At 43.2% G+C, this 20,887-nt stretch carries 20 protein-coding genes; 6 read left to right on the top strand and 14 right to left on the bottom strand.

Annotated elements, in window-relative coordinates:
* The first annotated feature begins 94 nt into the window (after window positions 1–94).
* Entirely contained in the window at window positions 95–1,180 is a 1,086-nt protein-coding gene (locus ACNQGS_RS13405) for a CdaR family transcriptional regulator (RefSeq protein WP_491487745.1), read from the top strand.
* A 72-nt stretch (window positions 1,181–1,252) separates the two neighbouring features.
* Here the strand turns inward: ACNQGS_RS13405 and ACNQGS_RS13400 are convergent, their stop codons facing one another.
* Both ACNQGS_RS13400 and ACNQGS_RS13395 read right to left on the bottom strand, forming a co-directional pair.
* Complete coding sequence (locus ACNQGS_RS13400) at window positions 1,253–1,864, bottom strand: FMN-binding negative transcriptional regulator (RefSeq protein ID WP_491487744.1); 612 nt, start codon at window positions 1,862–1,864, stop codon at window positions 1,253–1,255.
* A 28-nt stretch (window positions 1,865–1,892) separates the two neighbouring features.
* Window positions 1,893–3,140: an esterase/lipase family protein gene (locus ACNQGS_RS13395; RefSeq protein ID WP_491487743.1), complete on the bottom strand. Its 1,248-nt coding sequence runs from the start codon at window positions 3,138–3,140 to the stop codon at window positions 1,893–1,895.
* A gap of 244 nt (window positions 3,141–3,384) precedes the next feature.
* On the opposite strand from ACNQGS_RS13395, the gene ACNQGS_RS13390 reads away from it, so the two are divergent.
* Window positions 3,385–3,651, top strand: a complete 267-nt coding sequence (locus tag ACNQGS_RS13390; RefSeq protein WP_213146743.1) for a YggT family protein — start codon at window positions 3,385–3,387, stop codon at window positions 3,649–3,651.
* Window positions 3,652–3,658: 7 nt separating this feature from the next.
* Complete coding sequence (locus tag ACNQGS_RS13385; protein ID WP_491487742.1) at window positions 3,659–4,294, top strand: pentapeptide repeat-containing protein; 636 nt, start codon at window positions 3,659–3,661, stop codon at window positions 4,292–4,294.
* 54 nt (window positions 4,295–4,348) lie between these two features.
* On the opposite strand, the gene ACNQGS_RS13380 is transcribed toward ACNQGS_RS13385, so the two are convergent.
* Window positions 4,349–4,612: a YiaA/YiaB family inner membrane protein gene (locus tag ACNQGS_RS13380; RefSeq protein ID WP_491487741.1), complete on the bottom strand. Its 264-nt coding sequence runs from the start codon at window positions 4,610–4,612 to the stop codon at window positions 4,349–4,351.
* Between the two features lie 169 nt (window positions 4,613–4,781).
* On the opposite strand from ACNQGS_RS13380, the gene ACNQGS_RS13375 reads away from it, so the two are divergent.
* Together ACNQGS_RS13375 and ACNQGS_RS13370 are read left to right on the top strand one after the other, a co-directional pair.
* Window positions 4,782–5,216 (top strand): cell wall hydrolase, encoded by a 435-nt coding sequence (locus ACNQGS_RS13375; RefSeq protein WP_213146369.1) that lies wholly within the window; start codon window positions 4,782–4,784, stop codon window positions 5,214–5,216.
* An 818-nt stretch (window positions 5,217–6,034) separates the two neighbouring features.
* Entirely contained in the window at window positions 6,035–7,048 is a 1,014-nt protein-coding gene (locus ACNQGS_RS13370) for a S66 family peptidase (RefSeq protein WP_491487740.1), read from the top strand.
* 79 nt (window positions 7,049–7,127) lie between these two features.
* Here ACNQGS_RS13370 and ACNQGS_RS13365 read toward each other — a convergent pair whose 3' ends face one another.
* The 11 genes from ACNQGS_RS13365 to ACNQGS_RS13315 form a co-directional block, all read right to left on the bottom strand.
* Window positions 7,128–8,003 (bottom strand): 5-oxoprolinase subunit C family protein, encoded by an 876-nt coding sequence (locus ACNQGS_RS13365; RefSeq protein WP_491487739.1) that lies wholly within the window; start codon window positions 8,001–8,003, stop codon window positions 7,128–7,130.
* The gene (locus tag ACNQGS_RS13360) at window positions 8,000–8,764 is read right to left on the bottom strand and encodes a LamB/YcsF family protein (RefSeq protein WP_491487738.1); all 765 of its coding nucleotides are present in this window, start codon (window positions 8,762–8,764) and stop codon (window positions 8,000–8,002) included. The genes ACNQGS_RS13365 and ACNQGS_RS13360 overlap by 4 nt, the downstream gene beginning before the upstream one ends.
* Before the next feature lie 33 nt (window positions 8,765–8,797).
* On the bottom strand, window positions 8,798–9,541 hold the full coding sequence (pxpB, locus tag ACNQGS_RS13355) for a 5-oxoprolinase subunit PxpB (RefSeq protein ID WP_491487737.1): 744 nt from the start codon (window positions 9,539–9,541) through the stop codon (window positions 8,798–8,800).
* Window positions 9,534–10,145, bottom strand: coding sequence for a pyroglutamyl-peptidase I (gene pcp / locus ACNQGS_RS13350; protein ID WP_423800946.1), 612 nt, complete (start codon window positions 10,143–10,145; stop codon window positions 9,534–9,536). The genes pxpB and pcp overlap by 8 nt, the downstream gene beginning before the upstream one ends.
* A 158-nt stretch (window positions 10,146–10,303) precedes the next feature.
* Window positions 10,304–13,312, bottom strand: coding sequence for a M14 family metallopeptidase (locus ACNQGS_RS13345; RefSeq protein WP_491487736.1), 3,009 nt, complete (start codon window positions 13,310–13,312; stop codon window positions 10,304–10,306).
* 9 nt (window positions 13,313–13,321) lie between these two features.
* The gene (locus ACNQGS_RS13340; RefSeq protein WP_491487735.1) at window positions 13,322–14,236 is read right to left on the bottom strand and encodes an ABC transporter permease; all 915 of its coding nucleotides are present in this window, start codon (window positions 14,234–14,236) and stop codon (window positions 13,322–13,324) included.
* The gene (gene nikB, locus ACNQGS_RS13335; protein WP_491487734.1) at window positions 14,233–15,168 is read right to left on the bottom strand and encodes a nickel ABC transporter permease; all 936 of its coding nucleotides are present in this window, start codon (window positions 15,166–15,168) and stop codon (window positions 14,233–14,235) included. Before nikB ends, ACNQGS_RS13340 begins: the two co-directional genes overlap by 4 nt.
* A 153-nt stretch (window positions 15,169–15,321) precedes the next feature.
* Window positions 15,322–16,905 carry an ABC transporter substrate-binding protein gene (locus tag ACNQGS_RS13330; protein WP_491487733.1) on the bottom strand — a complete coding sequence of 528 codons (1,584 nt, stop codon included), beginning with the start codon at window positions 16,903–16,905 and terminating at the stop codon, window positions 15,322–15,324.
* Between the two features lie 14 nt (window positions 16,906–16,919).
* Window positions 16,920–17,732, bottom strand: coding sequence for an IclR family transcriptional regulator (locus ACNQGS_RS13325; protein ID WP_491487732.1), 813 nt, complete (start codon window positions 17,730–17,732; stop codon window positions 16,920–16,922).
* Complete coding sequence (locus ACNQGS_RS13320) at window positions 17,729–18,739, bottom strand: ABC transporter ATP-binding protein (RefSeq protein WP_491487731.1); 1,011 nt, start codon at window positions 18,737–18,739, stop codon at window positions 17,729–17,731. The genes ACNQGS_RS13325 and ACNQGS_RS13320 overlap by 4 nt, the downstream gene beginning before the upstream one ends.
* Window positions 18,736–19,719, bottom strand: coding sequence for an ABC transporter ATP-binding protein (locus ACNQGS_RS13315; protein WP_491487730.1), 984 nt, complete (start codon window positions 19,717–19,719; stop codon window positions 18,736–18,738). The genes ACNQGS_RS13320 and ACNQGS_RS13315 overlap by 4 nt, the downstream gene beginning before the upstream one ends.
* 253 nt (window positions 19,720–19,972) lie before the next feature.
* On the opposite strand from ACNQGS_RS13315, the gene ACNQGS_RS13310 reads away from it, so the two are divergent.
* Window positions 19,973–20,875 carry a DMT family transporter gene (locus tag ACNQGS_RS13310; protein WP_491487729.1) on the top strand — a complete coding sequence of 301 codons (903 nt, stop codon included), beginning with the start codon at window positions 19,973–19,975 and terminating at the stop codon, window positions 20,873–20,875.
* The last annotated feature ends 12 nt before the right edge of the window (window positions 20,876–20,887 follow it).

Below are 20,887 nucleotides of genomic sequence, written 5' to 3'. Positions count from 1 at the left end.
ATTCATCGGTCACCATAAACAAAAAAATAGAAAACCTTTTTGAATTATTTGTGTATAATAAATAAAAACGCTTACAACGGAATGGTGATGGCATATGCTAACACAAGAAATGGCAGCTGAAATCGTCAAACAAACGATGATTCGTCTCAACCGCAACATCAATATTATGGATCATACCGGGACGATTATTGCATCAGGGGACCAAAGCCGCATTCATCAGCTCCATTCAGGGGCATTGGAGGTTTTAAGAACAGGCAAGCCTTTAATTATCAAAGAAGATGACCCGCAGCAATGGGAAGGTTCCCTGCCTGGCATCAATCTTCCCATTACATTCCAGGACCTGATTATTGGCGTTATCGGAATTACCGGTAAACCTGAGGAAATCATGGAGTTTGGCTCGTTGGTCAAAATGATCACAGAGATGATGATTCATCAATCTTTTATCGCCGAACAATTTGAATGGAAGCAGCGGCTGAAGGAGCAAGTCTTTGAAGAGTTATTGAAAGACCAATACGATGTGGAGTCCATTAACCAACGGTTGAATTTAATAGAAATCAAACTAACTCCATATTTCCAGATTGCTATTATTGAAGTTTCACAAACACCGTTAAAAAAACGAGAATTACTGCAAATTCTCGAGAACACTTTTGACGAGGGAAGTTCACTGATGGGATTTTTAAACAGCAGCAGAATCTTTTTGCTCACATCCCAACTGCCTGAGTCAAAGCTGATACAAAAATTGAAAACTGTTTTAAACTCTACCAATCTATTTTTAAAAATTGGAATCGGTTCAACAGCAATGGATTATACTCAAATACGCCATTCCTTTCAGGAGGCACAGCAGGCTTTACTGTTTGGAGGTCAAGAGCAATTGACCACTTTTGCAGAAATTGAACCACAAGCCCTCTTGGCGGGATTGGATGAACGAACCAAGAGACAGTACCTAAACCGAGTCATTGGGAATCTATCGGACAAGTTGATTGAAACATTGGATTATTTTTTCAAAAGCAATCAAAATATCGGGGAATGTGCCAAGCGCATGTACATCCATCGCAATTCGCTTATTTATCGGTTAAGAAAAATAAAAGAGATAACTGGACTCGACCCGCAGGTGCTAAATGATGCGGTGACCCTGCAGCTTGCAGTTTGGCTTTTGCAAATGAACCGGAAGGAAAACTAATTCAAATGAACAACAAAAAGGCTGACTTGAAACGGTCTCCCTAAACGACCATTCAAGTCAGCCTAATAAGTATTATTTCTTAAGGTTATTCCTCATCAGAGCAGCTATAAGTCTATCATTTTGATCAGTCGAGCTTTCCAGCTGCTTGATAACCAATTCCTGACGTTCAACTGGGTGGTTTTGACTAAGTTTTGCTTTACCCTCAATTTTGGTAATATTGATCCGAAAACCTACAATACCTCTTGTCATTCCTTCAATGTAACTTGGATCTACATCCTTTAACTGATAGGAACTATTGGGCTTTTCATATGTAGTAACCATTTCTGCTAACGTATAAAGCAGTTCCTGGCCATCTTCCACAATCTCCAATTGGCCATATACATGAACGGCAACATAATTCCAGGTTGGCACAGCCTTATTGGTTTCGTACCATGAAGGCGAGATGTAGCAGTGCGGGCCTTGAAATATGACTAAAACCTTTTGATTTGCAATATCCTTCCACTGTCCGTTCGGACGAGCAAAATGGCCATATAAAACACCTTCCTCTTTATGAATGGTTAATGGAAGGTGAGTGGCATATGGTTCCCCATTATGCTGCGAAACCAACGTGGCAAAGCTGTTATTTTTCATAAAGTCATAAAGAATTTCTTCATTATCTATTTTGAAATGGTTTGGAATATACATTTTTAATACCCCTTATTCTGATAAAATTTTATTCTGGCAGACCATGCAGGTTGTCCGCAATTCCTTTATAAAAACTGTAGATATCTTTTAAGCCAAGATTATCTTCAGATCCGATCCCGATAAAATCAAAATGATCCCAGCCAGACTGCACATCAAAGTGATTCCAAACCCCTTTTTCAACATGGCCATCATACCTCTTATGATCATGACCGTGCGGGTATTTCGCCGAGACTACATTGACAATCCCATCATTTGGCCACCAGGCAGAATCAATAACAGGCTCAGGGCTTTTTCTTGAATAAGCTCCCATTAACATGCTGGAGGCTTTCATTAAAGGATTCATGTTAAACATCGGATACGCCCGGCCGGTCAGAACGCCTTTATAGGTGGCATCCCCAGTATACGAAAAATAGTAAACATTCTGATGCGTCTTCACCCATTTATTAAGGTTAGCCGCTCCATAAGTGGTTAAATCATTGAGGCTGCTGTCTTTGCTTGTCCAAATGGCACTTTTGAAAACCCTGTCAACATATTCAAAGTATGACTCTCCCTCTTCCCGCTGTAGCCCCCATTGGTTAAGTTTATAATCATAGACGATGTTTTCATCACTTGCCCCTGATAAACTCCCAGCGTAAAAGACCATCTGATTCAGCCATGGTGTCATCCCTTCTTCGTCCGCAAACGTGGAGCCATTATGGGGCGTCGCAAGGGTTGTGACACTATGGACCCAGCTTTTTCCGCCTTTGAACAAGTCAGATAGCCCTTCTTCCGGATGCTGCTCAGCGTATTCCCGTTCCGCAGCACTTCCATTTTCCAGCAGTTCGACCAAGGTCCTGATGGTTTGTCCGCCCATACTATGGCCGACAAGGTGAATTTTCTCAGTGACATTCCATTGGCTGTATATCCCAGGGTAGGTTCTCCCAAACCGTTCATGCCCGTGCTCTTTGGCATGGGCCGCCCCGTAATCTACCTTTCCGCCTTTGATGTACGCATAAAGCTCAACGGCCCGGTCCCAGTTGCTGGAAACAGGTCCCACTGTCGCTGTATAGGTTTTATGTCCTTTTTCATTTAAGTACTCTTCGAGGTCGCGGACCCCGCCCCAATATTTAATTCCCCCCATTTCATCCCTGCCCCAGCCGGTTAATCCATGGACAAGGATCATCGGAAAATCATTCAATTTTTGTGAAGCTTTTGGTTTAGTTTTTCCTGAGAGCGTTGCGAAAAAAGAACTTGTTAACAGACATGGACTTGGAAACAATGTTAAACTCCCAATCATGAAATTGACCCCCTCCTTTTTTGCTGAATTTTCACAATTTTTAACCCTATTATATCATATTGGTATAATCAGTTTTCAAATTAATAGAAGTGTACAGGTACACATCCCAAGTCTGCTTGGCATCATTTTATTGGTCAATTTTCTTCCCTTTTGGTGAAACTTTATATAGACTAATACGTAATACATGTTTGTACCATTCTAAATATTAAGATAGGCAGGAGATAGAAAATTGGGTTCTTATATTATGCTAATTGGACAGTATGCTTTTGAGGCATATTATTGGTTAATTTTAATATCGATTTTTGGTTCTTGGTTCCCGCGTTTTCAAGCAACAAAAGTGGGCGAATGGATTTATAAGCTGGTTGAACCTTATTTAAACGTCTTTAGGAAATTCATTCCTCCTTTAGGTCCAATCGATTTTTCTCCAATCATCGCCTTATTTGTATATCGATACATCGGCGGGTTTGCACTTGAGGGACTGCGCTCATCCATTAATTTTATTGGGGTTTAAAAGACATATGAAAATTGACGCGCCTAAGATTCCTGATGAGTTGCGTGACAGGAATTTCCATGAAATTTTTTATGAAGAAGATCCGGAATTAGAAATGTGCAAGATTAGCGACTCCGTTTTTGAAAATGAAGCGGCTGTCCGGGTCCGGCTTTACAATGTGGTGTTGAAGAATTGCCGGTTCACCAATACTGATTTTCAAAAAATGGATCTAACGGATGTAATCTTTGAAAACTGTGATTTATCCAATGCCGATTTAAGCAAATCTTCGATTCACAGGGTCATCTTTAGGGATTGCAAACTATTAGGGGTAAATTTTGAAGACTCCCGGTTTGGAAACGTCCAGTTCATCAATTCCGTCTTAAACTTAACGGCATTGGCCACTTCCAAGTTTGAAAAGGTACTTTTTCAAGATAGTTCATTAAAGGGCACTGATTTTTATGACTGTAAATTCAAAAGTGCCGAATTTCAATTTTGCAATCTGGATGAAGCCAGCTTTGACCATACCTCCCTTAAGGGCGTGGATATCAGTTCCTCGAATTTCAATACACTGACCGTCGCAATTGAAGATTTAAAGGGATGCAAGGTATCAACGCATCAGGCTTTGCAATTTTCTACTTTGATGGGGTTAATTATTAAAGATTAATTTGAAAAAAGGAGTTCTGAACCAAATTTGGTTTCAGAACTCCTTTTTAGTTGCCTATGCTTGTTCGTTTCTTTCCATTCTGCGCTGCTGTTCGGCGATGATTTCATCATCCTCAGAATTGTCCCTAATGACTTTCTGGGTAAGGATGGAACCCACGATGATGAGCAGCATAACCGCAATATAATATCCCTTTTCATTCAACTCCAGGTCAGCGTTATAGATACCAATCGTAAATAAACAAACCCCTGCAAACAGCGTGAAATAGGCCAAGAATGTGAACGCTGCCGTATTTCTTCTTTTATGTTTTTGTGGATACATCAAGTAGCCCCCTTTTTCTATTTCTTTCCTGAAATAAAAATAACTGCAATTTTATTATAAGTAGAAACAGGCATTTAAGTAAACTATTTCCATATTGAAATAACGAAATATTAGGACGTGTTAACCAATGCAGGCTTTTTAACATACATTTAAAACAGGGGTGAAAAGGATGCCGCGAGCAAAATATAGATCATCGGATGTTAATCTGATGGCAAGGATGATGAGAGCAGAAGCCGAAGGTGAAGGAAAAATGGGTATGCTGCTCGTCGGGAATGTCATCGTTAATCGTCTAAAAGCAGATTGTTTAGACTTTAAAGGACTAAGGACAATTCCACAAGTCATTTATCAAGTACAAGGCGGAAATTATTCCTTTGAGGCTGTTCAAAAGGGTAATGTGTTTTACCAAGCAGCGAGAAGTTCAGAGAAAAGATTAGCAAAACAAACTTTGGATTATTGGAGGAACCAACCGGCTAAACATGCCTTATGGTATTTTAATCCTTATGCTCCATGCCCGCCAACATGGTATGACCAGCCACATTCTGGGCAATATAAACAGCATTGTTATTATGAGCCGAAAGAATGTCCTAATGCATATAGCTGGTAAAGAACAAAAGCGCAAGCGCCCTGTTCAGCGGCGTATGGCCTGGAGCTCTCCAACTGAGATAAAGGAAACACGAAGAGCGCAAGCGATTCGATGTTGACTTATCGTAGGGCGGAGAGCGAAGGACACTAGCCGCTAGGGCGCTGGAGCTAGACGTGTCTATCCTAGTAATAAGTTATACACAATAACCTAATCTATTATTTCCTAGACCAAAAGTAAATCCCACAGAATTTGTAACAGGTTTGCTTGTAAGGTGCAAAACGGTTAATCACAACCCTAACCACATAGCAAATCCCATAATTTTCCACAATACAAATCACAGTATATTGCACAGTCCATAAGGCTTTGAGATGAAAATGTCTCTAAGCCTTTTTTCAAATTTTCTTTGTCTGACTAAAGCAACCGTAAGTTGTATAAGTTCATTAGACATTAGACACTGTTTGATAAATAAGGGAAGAAATTTCCCTTATTTAGTATATAAGATTAAGAATAACTTAAATAGGCGGAGAAATTTCCCCTATTGACTCAAAAAACATCAATATTGGGGATTTTTCTTTATTTAAGCGGAAAACCTTCCCTTATTTACGCCGGAATGAGCCCTATTCTCCATTTAGCGGAAAAATCTTCGCTTATTATTGTGAATTCAAGTGTGTTTAGCTGTGTGGTTTAAAATGATTGCACCTCCTAAAGTAAACCCGTTACAGAATTTGTGTGATTTTTCTTTTTTTAGATACTCTTCATAAATAATAGTTTAAGATAATGGTAGTATATCCCTATACCTTTTGGTAAAATTATCAAAATCAACTTAGGGAGGAATTATCATGCTTACCTATCCTCTTTTGAAAAAAGGAGCAACGATTGGGATTACCGCACCTTCATCGGGTGTCCCTGTTAAATTGCATGATTTGGTCAAGAAAGCGTGCAACCGGCTGGAGCAGAAAGGATATCGAACAATCTGCGGAGAAACGGTTTGGACGCAGGACAGGGCCAAATCAGCACCAGCGATAAAACGGGCAGCAGAATTGAATGCGATGCTGAGCGATGCTGAAATCGACCTCATTCTTCCTCCTTGGGGCGGCGAGCTTTTGGGTGAGATTCTTGAGCATATTGACTTTGAAAATATCAAAAACAAATGGGTGTTGGGTTACTCCGATACCAGCGCCCTGCTGCTGGCCATTACTTTAAAGACAGGAATGGCAACGGCCCATGGGACGAACCTGGTCGATATTCGGGGAGAATATTGGGACGAAACAACTGCGATGTGGGAGACCATCTTATCGACAGCAAGCGGCGGGTCTGTCCTTCAGCACTCCTCCCCCCTTTATCAAAAGAAATGGCAGCATGATAATCCGTCACCATGTGTATTTCATTTAACCGAGGAGACCAGGTGGAAAACCACTCCTAGTAGTACTGTTAAAATTAGCGGCCGCCTGCTTGGCGGATGTGTTGATATCATCAGACATCTTGTCGGCACTCCATATGGTGATGTGCAAAGCTTTAGAAAACAGCATATCCCTGGAGAACCTATCATTTGGTATTTGGAGAATTGCGAATTAAGTACGACTGATTTGCGGAGGTCATTGGTGCAAATGAAGCTCGCCGGCTGGTTTGACAATTGTTCGGGTCTGCTGTTCGGCCGGAGTTCGGCGAATATGCCTGTAGAGAACTATACTATTGAGGATGTTTACCTGGACCTTGCTGAAGATCTGCAAATACCAATTGTTTATGATATTGACTGCGGGCATGTTCCGCCACAGATTACTTTTATCAATGGGGCTTTTGCGGAGGTAGAGGTTACGGAAGGCAAAGGGACAGTCCTGCAAATATTTAAATAACATTGGCAAAGGGCTGGTCCATGTTTGCTTAAGATTCCCCCATAAAAGCAAAGAGTCAGGCTCCCTCTTCACTTTCCTGTTAAAGCGATGGGGCCTGACCTCTAATTTTAAATCGGATTTTGCCGCCTGGGCGGAGCTGGGCGATTTTCCATATGTCTTCTTTCGCAATTTTTCCGATTGTGGCGTAGCCGCCAATCGTTTGGGCGTCGGCCATTAGGATGATCGGCTGACCGCTGTTTGGAACTTGGATCGTCCCAAATTGAGTGGCTTCCGAGAGGATATCTCCTCCGTTTTTAAACCTTAGCTCAGGACCTTTAAGAAGGTATCCCATCCGGTCCCCGCTCCTCATCGTATACGGAGTTTGGAAAAATTCCTGTAAGCTTTCCGGTACAAACATCTCTGAATGCGGACTAGTCCAGACACTAACCTCTACCTCATCCGAGTAATCCGGGATTTCACTTGGAATCAACCCTCGATGAAACCCAGTCGATTTCTCTTTCTTCGCGTAGAGGATACCATCCTTCTTAATGGAACTTCCCAGAAGCCCTTTTGGATAAACCGATGCGCTGCCCAACAGTTCTTCTGAATGGAACCCACCTTCAGGAAACACATAGGCGATACTGCCTTTATTAGGACGAGTAAACTTTAATGACTGCCCTTGATGAATCGAAAAGGTTTTCCAGAGCGGAACAGCTTTTCCGTCCACCTGGGCACCTAGATCCGCTCCTGTGATGACAATTCGATGATCCAACAAAACCTCAAATTCCTGCCCACCTAAAAACACTTCCAGCGCTGGGCTGCCGGATGGATTCCCTAAGATGTAATTTCCCATTTCGTAAGCATAGGCGTCCATCGGTCCAGATACAGGAACGCCAAAGCGCTGAAAGCAGAACCTTCCTTTATCCTGAATGGATCCGTAGACACCAGTCTTTCGAACCTTCAATAAAGGAATCATGCAGGTGCTCCTACTGACCGAACAAAAACATTTTCCTTTTCTAAAGCTTGGCAAATCCGTGCGGTATGTTCAACCACATTTGCCCCATCCCCATGGAAACAAATCGTGTCTGCCTGCAAACTAATCCAGCCTCCTGAAAGACCCTTCACCCGCTTATGGAAAATGATCTCTTTCACCTGTTGCAAAATCTCATCATGGTTTTTCAAAACAGCATTCGGCAAGAGCCTTGAACACAGCCGTCCGTCATCCGTATATTGTCGGTCCGCGAACGCTTCGGAAGCTGTTTTCAAGCCTGCTTCTTTTCCGGCCTTCACAAGTTCACTATTGCACAACCCGAATAAATAAGCATCCGGAACCGTATCATTCACAGCTTCAGCGATGGCTTTTGCCACTGCCGGATTCTCAGCCGCCGTATTGTATAAGGCGCCGTGAGGCTTCACATGCTGTATAGCCATCCCCTGAATCTGGGCAAACATTTTTAGTGCCCCAATTTGATAGACCATGCAATTATAAATTTCCCGCGGTGTCATCTGCAGGTTTCTCCGGCCGAATCCTTGAAGGTCCGGATACCCCGGGTGGGCGCCAATCGCCACGCCGTTTTCCTTTGCTTTTTTCACCGTATCGTTCATCACGTTATAATCTCCGGCATGGAAGCCGCAGGCGATATTGGCAGATGTAATATATTGAAACAGATTCTGATCATCGCCAATAGTATAGGCGCCGAAGCTTTCCCCCATATCTGCATTTATATCGATTCTCACTCAGGAGCCCCTCCCTTCTAAAATCCCCTTTTTCTAATTCTCTACGATAAACTCACTGATAGATTCAGGATGCTTTGCTAATTGCACTTGTATGGCGCTAAATTCAGTTTGGGAGATGGCTGTAAACTGAAGCGTGTCTCCCGTACGAATAAAAAACGGTTCCTCCCGGTCAGGCCGATAAATCTCAAGCGGTGTTTTTCCGATAATGTTCCATCCCCCAGGACATTCAATCGGATAAATTCCCGTCTGGCTGCCGCCAATACCAACCGTCCCCTTTGGCACTTTTACCCGCGGGTTCGGAAGCCTGGGTGTCGCTAATTTTGGATTTAACTCTCCAAGGTAGGGGAATCCAGGTAAAAACCCTATCATATAGGTGGTATATACCGTTTGGGAGTGATGCGAGATAATCTCGCTGTCCCGCAATCCGGTATGCTCCATCACTCTTTCCATGTCCAAAGCAAACTCTTCACTATAGCACACGGGGATTTGCAGTTTTCTAGGTTTCCAGTCTGGTTTCCCTTGTGATTGATGTTCCCACTTTGCTAACAACGACTGAATAAAGGGTTCTTTTTTTTCCAAATCCTTCTTTAAATAGATCGTTACTGTGTGATAGCTTGGAACCACTTCTTCAATCAAGAAAGATTCCTTTTCCAGCATGTGACAAAAGCTTTGTACTTGATTAAAGATTTCTTTCCCAACCTTGTTGCTGAAGGCAAAGCGAATGCTGCGTTCCCCTGTGATGTTTACTTTTGGAAAAATAACTTTCGTGTTACTCATGTTCCGCTAACACTTGAATGCAAGTGTAGATTCCTCGTTTTAAATCCTCATGCGACCAGCTAGGGATTTTCCCGTGTTGGATCGCCAGCTCATGGGAGGCAGGAATATGGATAAAACCGGAAGGCATTTTCTTGTTTTGTGTTTTTGCATAATGCAGGCTTTGATACATAACATGATTGCATAAATAAGTTCCTGCTGTATTAGAGATTTCAGCCGGTAGACCTGCCTCCTTCAATTGGTTGACCATGGTCCGAATCGGCAGGGTTGTCATGTAGCCGTCTGCGCCTTCAGCCTGAATCGCTTCATCGACAGGGGTGTTGCCGCTGTTGTCTGGTTCTCCGTCATTGACATTGATGGCAATTCGCTCGGGTGTTATTTTGAAGCGCCCACCAGCTAAGCCTAAGGAAATCACAGCGTCCGGCTTAATTGCCTCAAGGTGTTCTAACAGCTGTTTCCCTGCTTTCTTAAAATCTACCGATAAGATTTCCCCATGAATCTTGTAGCCGCCAACTTCCTGGCCGTTCAGTTCTTCCACAATACGCATGGTTGGATTGATTGTAAAGGATAGAAACGGTTCAAAGCCTGTTAGTAAAAGTGTTTTCATTGCAAAAACCCTCCCCTGGTTTTATAAAAAGTTCATTTTTTAAAGATATCTGCGAATTTTATAAGTATATCTGCGAATAATCATTTTTATCTGCGAATTTCTAAATATATCTGCGGATTTTTCATTTTATCTGCGAATCTTAAAATAACCATGGTACTTTATAGACGAATCGGCCTGTTCCGTTCCAAGCCGAAGCCGTTTCGGTCATCGCGTTTGACCTCGATTTCAGCTTTTTGCAGAACTTCCAAAATCGCTAAATCAAAGACGATGTGCGCTTCGACGCAGCTTTGAAGCACTTCACCGTATACCACTTCATCCGCTGTTTCAGAAATGATTTCGGCCGCAATCCACTCTGGGTACCTAGAGATTCCAATGGTTCTATACGACGGTGCCACCGAAGCAGAGCGATAAAAATGAATCCCCGGCGCCTCTTCAATTGGAAAAACATTTGGCAGCCACTGGTTTCCGTACTTTATAAAACGCCCCTGCCAGTATCCATTCTCTTCCTCAATCAGCGTCCCACGAATTCGACTGCTGACCTGACCAACAATTTTATCTACATTATCTTCATGCAGAGTCCGATACTCTCCGTTCGATAACCGAGCGATGCCATAGATTTTCGCACTTGGCAAAAAGTAAGATACCGGGAAACGCGGCGGACTATTATAGCCAGCAAACGGCTGTACCCACTCATGTGAAGGGATGCCGTGATCATCAATGATGACATCAGGAGCCCATCTCTTCAGCACTTCCGGATAAATATTAGCTTCTCCAAAAATCGTTTCATGGAAGCGAACCAAGGAATATTCCAAACCTACCGCATTGTACCTGGCCGCATGGTGCTTCCATTCCGGATGCTCTTCCGTAAGCTTGGTCAGCAATTCGTATCCATCTGGGTTTGCCAATGGAAGGATCACCATGTTGACTTCCTTCAGCCAGTTTTCATATTCAGCCACGGCACGATTGATAAACTGAAGGATCGCTGGTGTACTGGATACCTCATTCGAATGATGTCCCGCTTCAATGAACACAGTCTTTTTAAAAAGAGACATTTTTAAAGGAGAATAGAACTCTTCCCCAGCATCCAGGAAGCACTCAATGACTGGGATCGCCTTGCCAAGATACGAATGGTCTGGATAGACAACTCGATAAGGTGATGAAGTGTTCAGCCACTGCTGAACGTCGGGATGTATATGCTCAGTCGGTTTTTCAAACTCCTTAATCTCCAGGTTTACGACCACTTCCCCGTTGGTAATGACAGCTTCAGAGAACCTGCCATCTTCCGTAAAGGAAATCGCTTTTGTCACTAAGTTTTCCAGCGGCTTATCTTCCCATTTGTACACGCGAATCTGAGCTTCCGGCTTTTCGCCGACTCTTACATGCATAAATGGATGAACGCCCCCAGGTGCATCAAACGACTTACCTTCCAGTTCTTCTCCCATATAGGCAAAATAATCGAGCGTATTAAAATATAGGTCTTCGTGGAGAGCTTCCAGTGAAGAAATACGTTCCTCGTCCACTCCAATCTTCTGTTCCTCTTCACTCATCCAAACATCGATTTCAATCCGGTCGAATAATGGGCGGTTGCGGCCCTGGCCGGGATTGTACTTCGAAACTTCTTTTCTAAGCTTCGGCAGCACTTCTTCGACATAATAACAGTAAAAGCGTTCTCGGTCCGTTTGAATAAGATGTTCTTCTTTACGTCCTCCATCGCCATTAATGCGAACCGTACTTGAAACAGGATAAACGTAACGCTGATGGTCCAGGTAAGGCAGCTTTGATACAGGTACATCCAAACAGCCTGCAAGCTGAAATTCTTCTTTCTCATTCCAGATATGGACCTCATATGTATGAGCAAGGTCCTTCACCAGCTTGAATTGGACACAATCGGCCTTCAAGCCCAGCTTCTCTTCCAGGCAGCGGTCCACAGGATACAGCTCCTGAATCCAGCGAATCGGAAGCTCGAGGCCTTGCTCCCCTTGTTCCTCCCTTACGTAGATATCCATTCTAGTAATGGTCTCCCCTGCCGTTTGCAAGGAAGGCAGAATCTCCTCCATTATCCAATGAAAACCGGGCTTAAAGGCGGAGCGGATAGATAGGGCGTGAATGTCTGGAAAAATTGCTTTCCACTCAGCCACCAGACGGTTTCTCACCTCTAATGGTTCCGATAAAAAAATCTCAACATTCGCTGCCTCAATATTCTTGGATGCTTCTAATACCTTGAATGCTAAATCCACTTCCCGCTCACCTGACCATACAGATTCAAACAAAAGCGGAGCTTCTTTTTTCTGGGATAATAGATATTCCTGTTCCCAATAGCCAAATGCTCCTCCTTCGCTCCAATGCTTAGCTTTCGCCAATTCATTCAGAGCTGCAGGCAGTGTTTCCTTCTTCCCGGTTAAGCGTAGTTGGTTTGAATTTAAAAGCTCAAGCACTGCTGGATCGGAGCCCTCTTTTATAGCAAACTGAAACCGTGCAGCCGTATTCCCCATAATCGGAAAAACGATATTCGTAGAATACATAGCAGCTCTTGCCGCAAAATAACAAATCTCACGTAATACGCTCGTTGTCATCAATGGTTTTTCAACTGATATATTTAAGTTTAGTAGCTTCGAAGGAGAGGCTTCCTGATTTTTTCCAAACCCGGAAAAACTCCAAAGATGGCTGAGGCTATGAATATCAGAATAAACTTTGTTAAGCTCATCTTGGTTGGAGACTGCCTTAACTGAATCCTCAGCTAAGGCCATATCTCCCTGGCCCCAGTTCACCGCAACCAAGTCTGCCCCGGCATATAATTGGTCTTCTCTTAATTCGATAACCGGACTTTCCATCCCCGGTTCCGACTTCATCGCTGCAAGTAACTGAAGGAACAATGACAATTCCGATTCATTTTTATAAGAAATAGTAAATTCCCCGTTTTCCCATCGTGCTTCTGTTTTAGAACTAGAACCGACAAAACGGATATTTACAGCCTTATCACTTGGTTCAAAAAACGAAAGTGATAGAGAAGTAGTTTCAAATCCCAGACGGGCACTGAAATCGATTAAACCTTCCGGCGCCAGCCCCTCTGGCAAATCGATAAAAACAGAAACTCCATCTACCACACCATCGCCATTTTTATCCCTTAGAAGTCCATCCTTCGTCCAAATCGCCAGAATATTATTCAAGATCATCACCTACATCTTCATATTCGGATCAAATTTATCTCTGAGCCAGTCGCCAAGTAAATTGAATCCTAAAACAGTCAACATAATCGCAATCCCTGGAAAAGTTGCTGTCCACCAGGCAGTTGTAACATAGTTACGGCTGTCTGCGAGCATGCCTCCCCACGAAGGTACTGTCGGGTCAACGCCCAAGCCTAAGAACGTTAACGAAGCTTCTAATAAAATAAATTCCGCAATATACATCGTTCCCAGAACGAGAATGGATGACATGACATTCGGCAAAATATGCTTACGAATAATCCTGAACTGCGTGCCGCCAATGGCTTTTGCCGCCTGAATATATTCCTGCTCCTTCAGCGAAATGACCTGTCCCCTGATGAGACGGGCAAAACCGACCCAATACGTTAATCCTAGAATAAGGATAATTTTCCAAATCCCCGTTCCAAGTACGCTCATAATAACAATTGCAAACAGGATAAACGGAAAGGCTAACTGGATATCCGCCACCCGCATGATTAAATCATCCATCCATTTTCCAAAGTAACCAGAAATCAGGCCAAGGATGGTTCCGATAATCATGGAAATCAATACTCCAAAAAAGCCAACCATTAATGAAATCTTTGCCCCATAAATGATTCTACTTAAAAGGTCACGTCCTACCTGGTCAGCCCCGAGGAGAAACACAGATTTGCCGGTATCGTCTGCCCAAGACGGTGGTGAAAGCCTTGATGAAAGGCTTGCCTTAGTTGGATCGAACGGTGCAATCCATTGCGAAAATAGCGCACAGCTCACGGTGAGAAGAACAAGTAAAATCCCGATAAAGCCGGCCGGGTTCTTTTTCACAAAACGTAAAAAGCTTTGAAGAACGGTTCTTTTTTTTGGAAGAATGGCAACCTCCTCCTGAACCTGTTGCTGTAAGGTTGTCATGCTCGTCCACTCCCTCCGGTCTTAATTCTTGGATCAATCAATGAATAACTTAAATCAACAATTAAATTTACTACCACCATGATAATGGCTAGGAAAATGACGCCGCCTTGAATAACAGGATAATCACGCTGGTTGATGGCATCGATAATCAAACGTCCGATTCCAGGCCACGAGAAAATCGTTTCCACGATGACCGTTCCGCCGAGTAAGGAGCCAAATTGTAGACCAAGAAAGGTGATGGTCGGCAGCAAGGCATTACGGAAAGCGTGCTTGATAATAACCGCCCAATCGCTGATGCCCTTCGACTTTGCTGTTGACACATATTGTTGATTCATGACTTCCAGCATGGACGAACGGACAAGTCTTGCCAAAATACCGGACAGAATCATCCCTAATGTAATCGATGGCAAAATCAAATGCTGCGGTCCATCAAAACCTGAGGATGGCAGCCACTTTAAATTAACGGCAAAAATCAAAATCAGCATGATTCCCAACCAGAAGTTCGGGAAGGAAATACCAATTAGGGAAAAAATACGCCCGAAGAAATCGACGACGGAACCGCGCTTCACGGCTGAAATAATTCCGACCGGAAAGGCGATTAAAATAGCAACGATTGTGCCGCCAATGGCAAGAGCCAAAGTTGCACCCGCTCTTTCCATAATTAAATCCATGACTGGCATATGGCTACGAAATGATTCGCCAAAGTCAAACGTTACAAGTCCTTTTAAAAAGATTAAATATTGCACATAAAGCGGCTGGTCGAGCCCGAGATTTCTTCTTACTTCCTCTATTGCTTCTTTCGTTGGTTCACCTGCGGAAAACATCACCGTCACCGGGTCCCCCGTCAGGCGGATCGAAAAGAAGATTAATAACGATATCGCAAATACAACTAAAACCGTGTGAAGTAATCTTCGAATCACGTAAGCTATCATGTTATTCCTCCGTCCTCTTTGATAAAGAAAGAGATAGCATGAGGACCATACTATCTCTTTTTTAAGCCAATCAGTATTTGTATCCGGCCATTAAAACGCATCGCGCTTAGCATTCCTTTTAGGAGGCCGGAGCGTTAAGCGAGCAGTATTTTTTTACTTAACTGATACTTCTTCTAGGCGCATACGGTCCTCGTGTGGCGGCTGGAAGTTTTGAACACGTTTATTGACAGCGTATAGATCAACGGCTGAGTATAAGTTAACCTCTGGTGCCAAATCATATAAAACTTTTGTTAACTCTTTGAAGAGGACCTTCCTCTTTTCAGGATCAACGGTCGCACGCTCTGCTGCAAGCAGCTCTTCAACCTTTGCATCTTTAAACGATGGGTTCCAGAATTCACCTTCGTGGTACATTAAGTATGCTGTGTTATCAAAGTCGAGCGTCCATCCGCCCCAGCCATTACGGTACATATGACCGACCTTGCCGTTCGGAATTAAATCAGAGTTCATCGTTGTTCCGTCTGCAGTATGAATATTTACCTTTAAGCCAACTTCCTCCAAATAGAAGGAAACAGCCTGAGCAATCTCTTTAAAGTTTCCATCGGTGCCTGGAATGTAGAAGTCGAGTGCTGTACCCTCTTTCACTCCTGCTTCTTTTAATAATTTCTTCGCTTTTTCTTTATCATATGGATATGGCTTCAAGTCAGGGTTGTTACCAAATGAAAGTTCACTTTGGAATGTGCTGATTGGCTTACCGTATCCACCTAAAATTTCTTTAATAATCCCTTCTTTGTCAATCGCGTAGTTAATCGCTTGTCTAACTAATTTATTATCCATTGGTTTTTTCGATGTATCGAAGCGAATGGCGAATGCAGTTGGTGTACCAACATCTTTTAATTCTAGGAAACTTGATTCTTTAACTGTTTTTGCCTGGGCCACTTCGACACGTTTCATGATATCGATTTTTCCAGTTTGAAGCTCTGCTAATCTAGTAGAAGCTTCTGGAATAACTTTGAAAGTAACTTTATCTAACTTCGGTAATCCTTGTTTCCAATAATTCGGGTTCTTTTCTAACACGATTTCTTGGTCGCGCTTATAGCCTGTCATCTTGAATGGTCCTGTACCAACAGGGTTGTTATTGAAGTTCTCGTCGCCTTTTTCCTGAATGTATTTAGGCGGTACAATAACGGCACCATAGCCGGCAAGTTTCGTTAATAGGACTGGGTCCTTGGATTTCAATTTAAAATTAACAGTATATTCATCGACAATTTCTACATGATCAATTGAATTATAGTTGGCATACTGAGGACCCTTTTGTCCTTCTGGCCCTAATAAACGGTCAAACGTAAATTTGACAGCCTCCGCGTTGAATGGCTCGCCGTCATGGAATTGAACACCTTTACGCAGTTTGAATTGAAGTGTGCTATCGTCCAGGTATGCCCAGCTTTCTGCAAGTCCTGGCTCCAGTTTTAGATCTAGCGTACGGTCTACTAATCCTTCAAATACAGAGGTAGCGACTGTGCTCCAATCTAGCAAAAATGTATCAATTGGATCCCAGTTTTGCGGTTCACTTGTAACACCGATAACAATTTCATTTCCACGGTCTTTAACAGGATTCTCTTCTTTACTTTTACCAGAAGAGCTTGCATTGGATTTTTCGCTCTTGCCTGAAGAACAAGCGGATAAAACAAGTGTGAAGCTAAGTAACAGTGCAAATAGTACTGACAATTTCTTCTTCATGCTTTTTCTCACCCCTATGTTTGATTCGTTGCTATGGTTTTTCCATATGGATATGGATGGTTATAGCCTAATTTCTTGGAAATTTCAGCAGCTGCCTCCCAAAGCGGTCCAACAAAATGATCCACCTTATCTCTTGGCAGGCTGGTTGAAAAACTGGCAATGCTTAACGCGTACTGGACAGCTCCGCTGCTATTAAAAATTGGTACGCCAATCGACGCGGTTCCCTCTTCTAATTCCGAGTCGCTGTACGAATAGCCCCTTTCCCGTATTTGCTTGATTAAGAGAAGAACATCCTCTTTCGTTGCCGGAGACTGGCTGGCATACTTTGTCAGAGGCTTGTCCAAAATCTCTTGTATTTTTTCTTCAGGCAAATAGGCGAGAATGGCACGCGGGCATGCTCCCGAATATAACGGGGCGTGTCTTCCCACTTTTGTGTACAGCCGAACGGGCAGTGTACTTTCTACCTTTTCAATGTACACACCTTCGTCCTGCTCCCGGGCAATCAATTGGATAGCCTCATTAAACTGCTCTTGAAGCTTTTTCATATAAGGATAAGCAATTGGGCGGATATCGAACCTTCCGGCTACTCGCTCTCCCATTTCCAGGAATTTCAACCCCAGCCCGTAGCTTTCTCCGTCAATCACGAGCCCCTCCTGCTGGAAGGTCATCTTTTTTAAATAACCGAGTTCTACAAAAGTTCTTAGCAGGCGCAAACACGTTGGCTTAGGGACACCTGTAAAAGTAGAAATCTCATCCAGCTTCCAGTAAGGTCTCTGTTCCGTAAAAATATCAAGAAGCTGCAAAGCTTTTTTTACTGTTTTACTCATCGAGATTCACCTGCGGCAATCTGTTCCTTGGCGCCTTGATATAAATGGCAGGAAACGAGATGGTCCTCATGAACCGCCTGCAGGCTTGGCTGTTCCGTTTTACAAACATCTAAGCACTTAAAGCAGCGCGGATGAAAGGTACAGCCGCTCGGCGGATTAGAAGGACTTGGGACATCCCCCTGAAGAATAATCCGCTGCTTCTTCTGAAGCGGATGGGAGCTTGGCAATGCTGAAAGCAAAGCTTCTGCATATGGATGAAGCGGAGTATCATACAAACGGTTTTTATCCGCTACCTCTACCATTTTCCCAAGATACATCACGCCAATCCGGTCACAGAAATGCTTAACCACGCTTAAGTCATGAGAGATGAAAATATAGGTCAGTCCAAACTCTTTCTGCAAATCTCTCATGAGGTTAAGAACCTGTGACTGAATGGAAACGTCAAGGGCCGAAACCGGTTCATCGGCGATAATCAGCTTAGGCTTTGAAATCAGCGCCCGGGCAATCCCAATCCGCTGGCGCTGCCCTCCGGAAAATTCATGCGGAAATCTGGTTAATTGCGCCTTAGTTAAGCCTACTTGGTCGGCCACTTCCAAGACCCGTTTTTCCCGCTCACTTCTGTCGGTCACCCCGAAATTAATCAGCGGTTCCTCTATCGTTTCTTTAATTTTCATTCTTGGGTTTAACGACGCAAACGGATCCTGAAAGATAATTTGAATATCTTTTCTCAGCTTTCGCATATCGTTTTTTGAAAGCTCGGCAATATCTCTTCCCTGGAAAAGAATCTTTCCTTCCGTCGGCTCTAGTAATCTAAGAATCGTCCGTCCGGTCGTACTCTTCCCGCAGCCTGACTCACCGACGATTCCAAAGGTTTCCCCTTCAAATACATCGAACGAAACTCCGTCTACGGCTTTAACTTGCTTTAGGGTCTTCTTGCCAAAAACCCCGCCCTTTATGGGAAAGTATTTCTTTAAGTCTTGTACTTGCAAAATTGGATTTTGTGTCACAGTACCGCCTCCGAATCACCATTTTCATAGAGCCAGCATTTTACCTTTGAACCGTTCACCTCAAATAATGGCGGTGTGTTCTTGCAGCGTTCATGAGCAAAGCTGCAGCGTGCGGCAAAGCGGCAGCCGGAAGGCATTTTCCCTGGTGCCGGTACCACGCCTGGAATTGAAGAAAGGTACTCCTTTTCTTCGTTCACATCCGGCAGGGAGGATAATAAACCCTTCGTGTACGGATGCCTTGGGCGATCAAACAGTTCGACCACCTGTGCTTCTTCGACGATTTCTCCCGCATACATGACGATGACGCGGTCGCACATTTCAGCCACAACACCGAGGTCGTGTGTGATTAACACAATCGACATATTTAATTGTTCCTGCAGCTTTTTCATCAACTCAAGGATTTGCGCTTGAATTGTTACATCCAATGCCGTTGTCGGTTCATCAGCAATCAGGATTTCCGGATTACACGATAAGGCGATCGCAATCATGACCCTCTGCCGCATCCCACCGGAAAGCTGGTATGGATATTCATCAAGAACCTGCTCCGGTCTTGGAATTCCGACAAGCTTCAGCATTTCTAGCGCGCGTTCTCTGGCTTGTTTCTTCGAAACGTTCTCATGGCTTAAAACCATTTCGACAATTTGCTGGCCAATTGTGTAAACCGGGTTTAGCGAGCTCATCGGCTCCTGAAAAATCATCGCAAGTCTTTTTCCTCTGATTTTCCGCCAATCCTTCTTTTTGAAATCCTTAAAATGAAGGCTCTCTGTTTTGATATCGCCGTCGAACCACTCCACGCCAGGCGGCAGGAGCCCCATTAACGATAGCGATGTCATACTCTTCCCGCACCCGGATTCTCCTACAATCCCAAGTGTCTCACCTTTATTCAGGGAGAAGCTGATTCCGTTCACAATCGCAATTTTATTCCCATCATCATTAATACCGACTTTTAACTGATCAATCTCTAACACTTTTTGAACCATTATGACACTCCTAACGGTTTCATTTTGTGAAATGCAATTTCATTTTATGATTTTAATAATATAAAATAATGCGAATATTTTCAATAGTATTTGATGGAAAATAATTTAGAAATATCGAAATAATCAATAGTTTGGTAAAAACTGTGGCATTTTAGCTTTTCCCCGTTCTATTAACATGTGGGTCTTCCATTCAAATAGATATTGAGAAATTAGCAAGTTTGTGGTTGGATTAGAATATCTGGGAGGGTTTTACATGAGTGTGAAATTTAGATTAATCATGACGATGCTCATCTTTGGCAGCATCGGGGTGTTTGTTAAGAAGATTGATTTGAGTTCAAGTGAGATTGCTTTTCTACGCGGGGTGATTGGCAGTCTATTCCTGCTTTTAGCTAGTTTTCTAGTAAAACACAAACCGTCTATGAAGGCGCTGAAAGAAAATGCGGTGCTTCTCCTTTTATTAGGCGGGGCAATTGGTCTTAACTGGATTTTTTTATTCGAGTCCTATCGGTATACGACCATATCCAATGCCACAATCAGCTATTACTTCGCACCAATATTTGTGATGATGTTAGCTCCTTGGGTTCTGAAGGAGAAACTGACGGGTGTGAAGGTTATTTGTATCGCCATGGCTATGGCGGGCTTATTTTTAATCGTGCAGAACGGTCCTGGCGGGGGAAGCGGCTCACACAATCATACCTTAGGGATATTCTATGGCCTTTTGGCGGCATCCTTATATGCCAGCGTAATTTTAATGAACAAATTCATTAAAAATCTATCTGGTTTTGAAATGACATTAGTTCAATTAATGGCGGGAGCTTTAGTACTGTTACCCTATGTATTGTGGCAAGGGCAGCTTAACCTTGCTGGATTGAACTCTACTTCGATTATTTTTATTTTAATACTGGGTATTGTACATACGGGTTTAGCTTATTTCATGTACTTTACTTCCATTCAAAAACTAAAAGGGCAAACCATTGCAGTTCTTAGCTATATTGACCCGATTTCCGCCGTCATCATCGCGGCGTTATTCCTGCACGAAAGTATGACATGGTTACAGATGATTGGCGGTGTCCTTGTATTGGGTTCGACATTTTTAAGTGAAAAAGTTGATTTAAAAATCGAGAAAAAAGGCCAGACTCCTACTACTTCGCCGTAATAGGGGGTCTGG

The organism is Neobacillus sp. PVCKKU3 (genome assembly GCF_058323225.1).
Note: the sequence above shows the minus strand (reverse complement) of the source record. Positions and strands in the feature narration are given on the sequence as shown.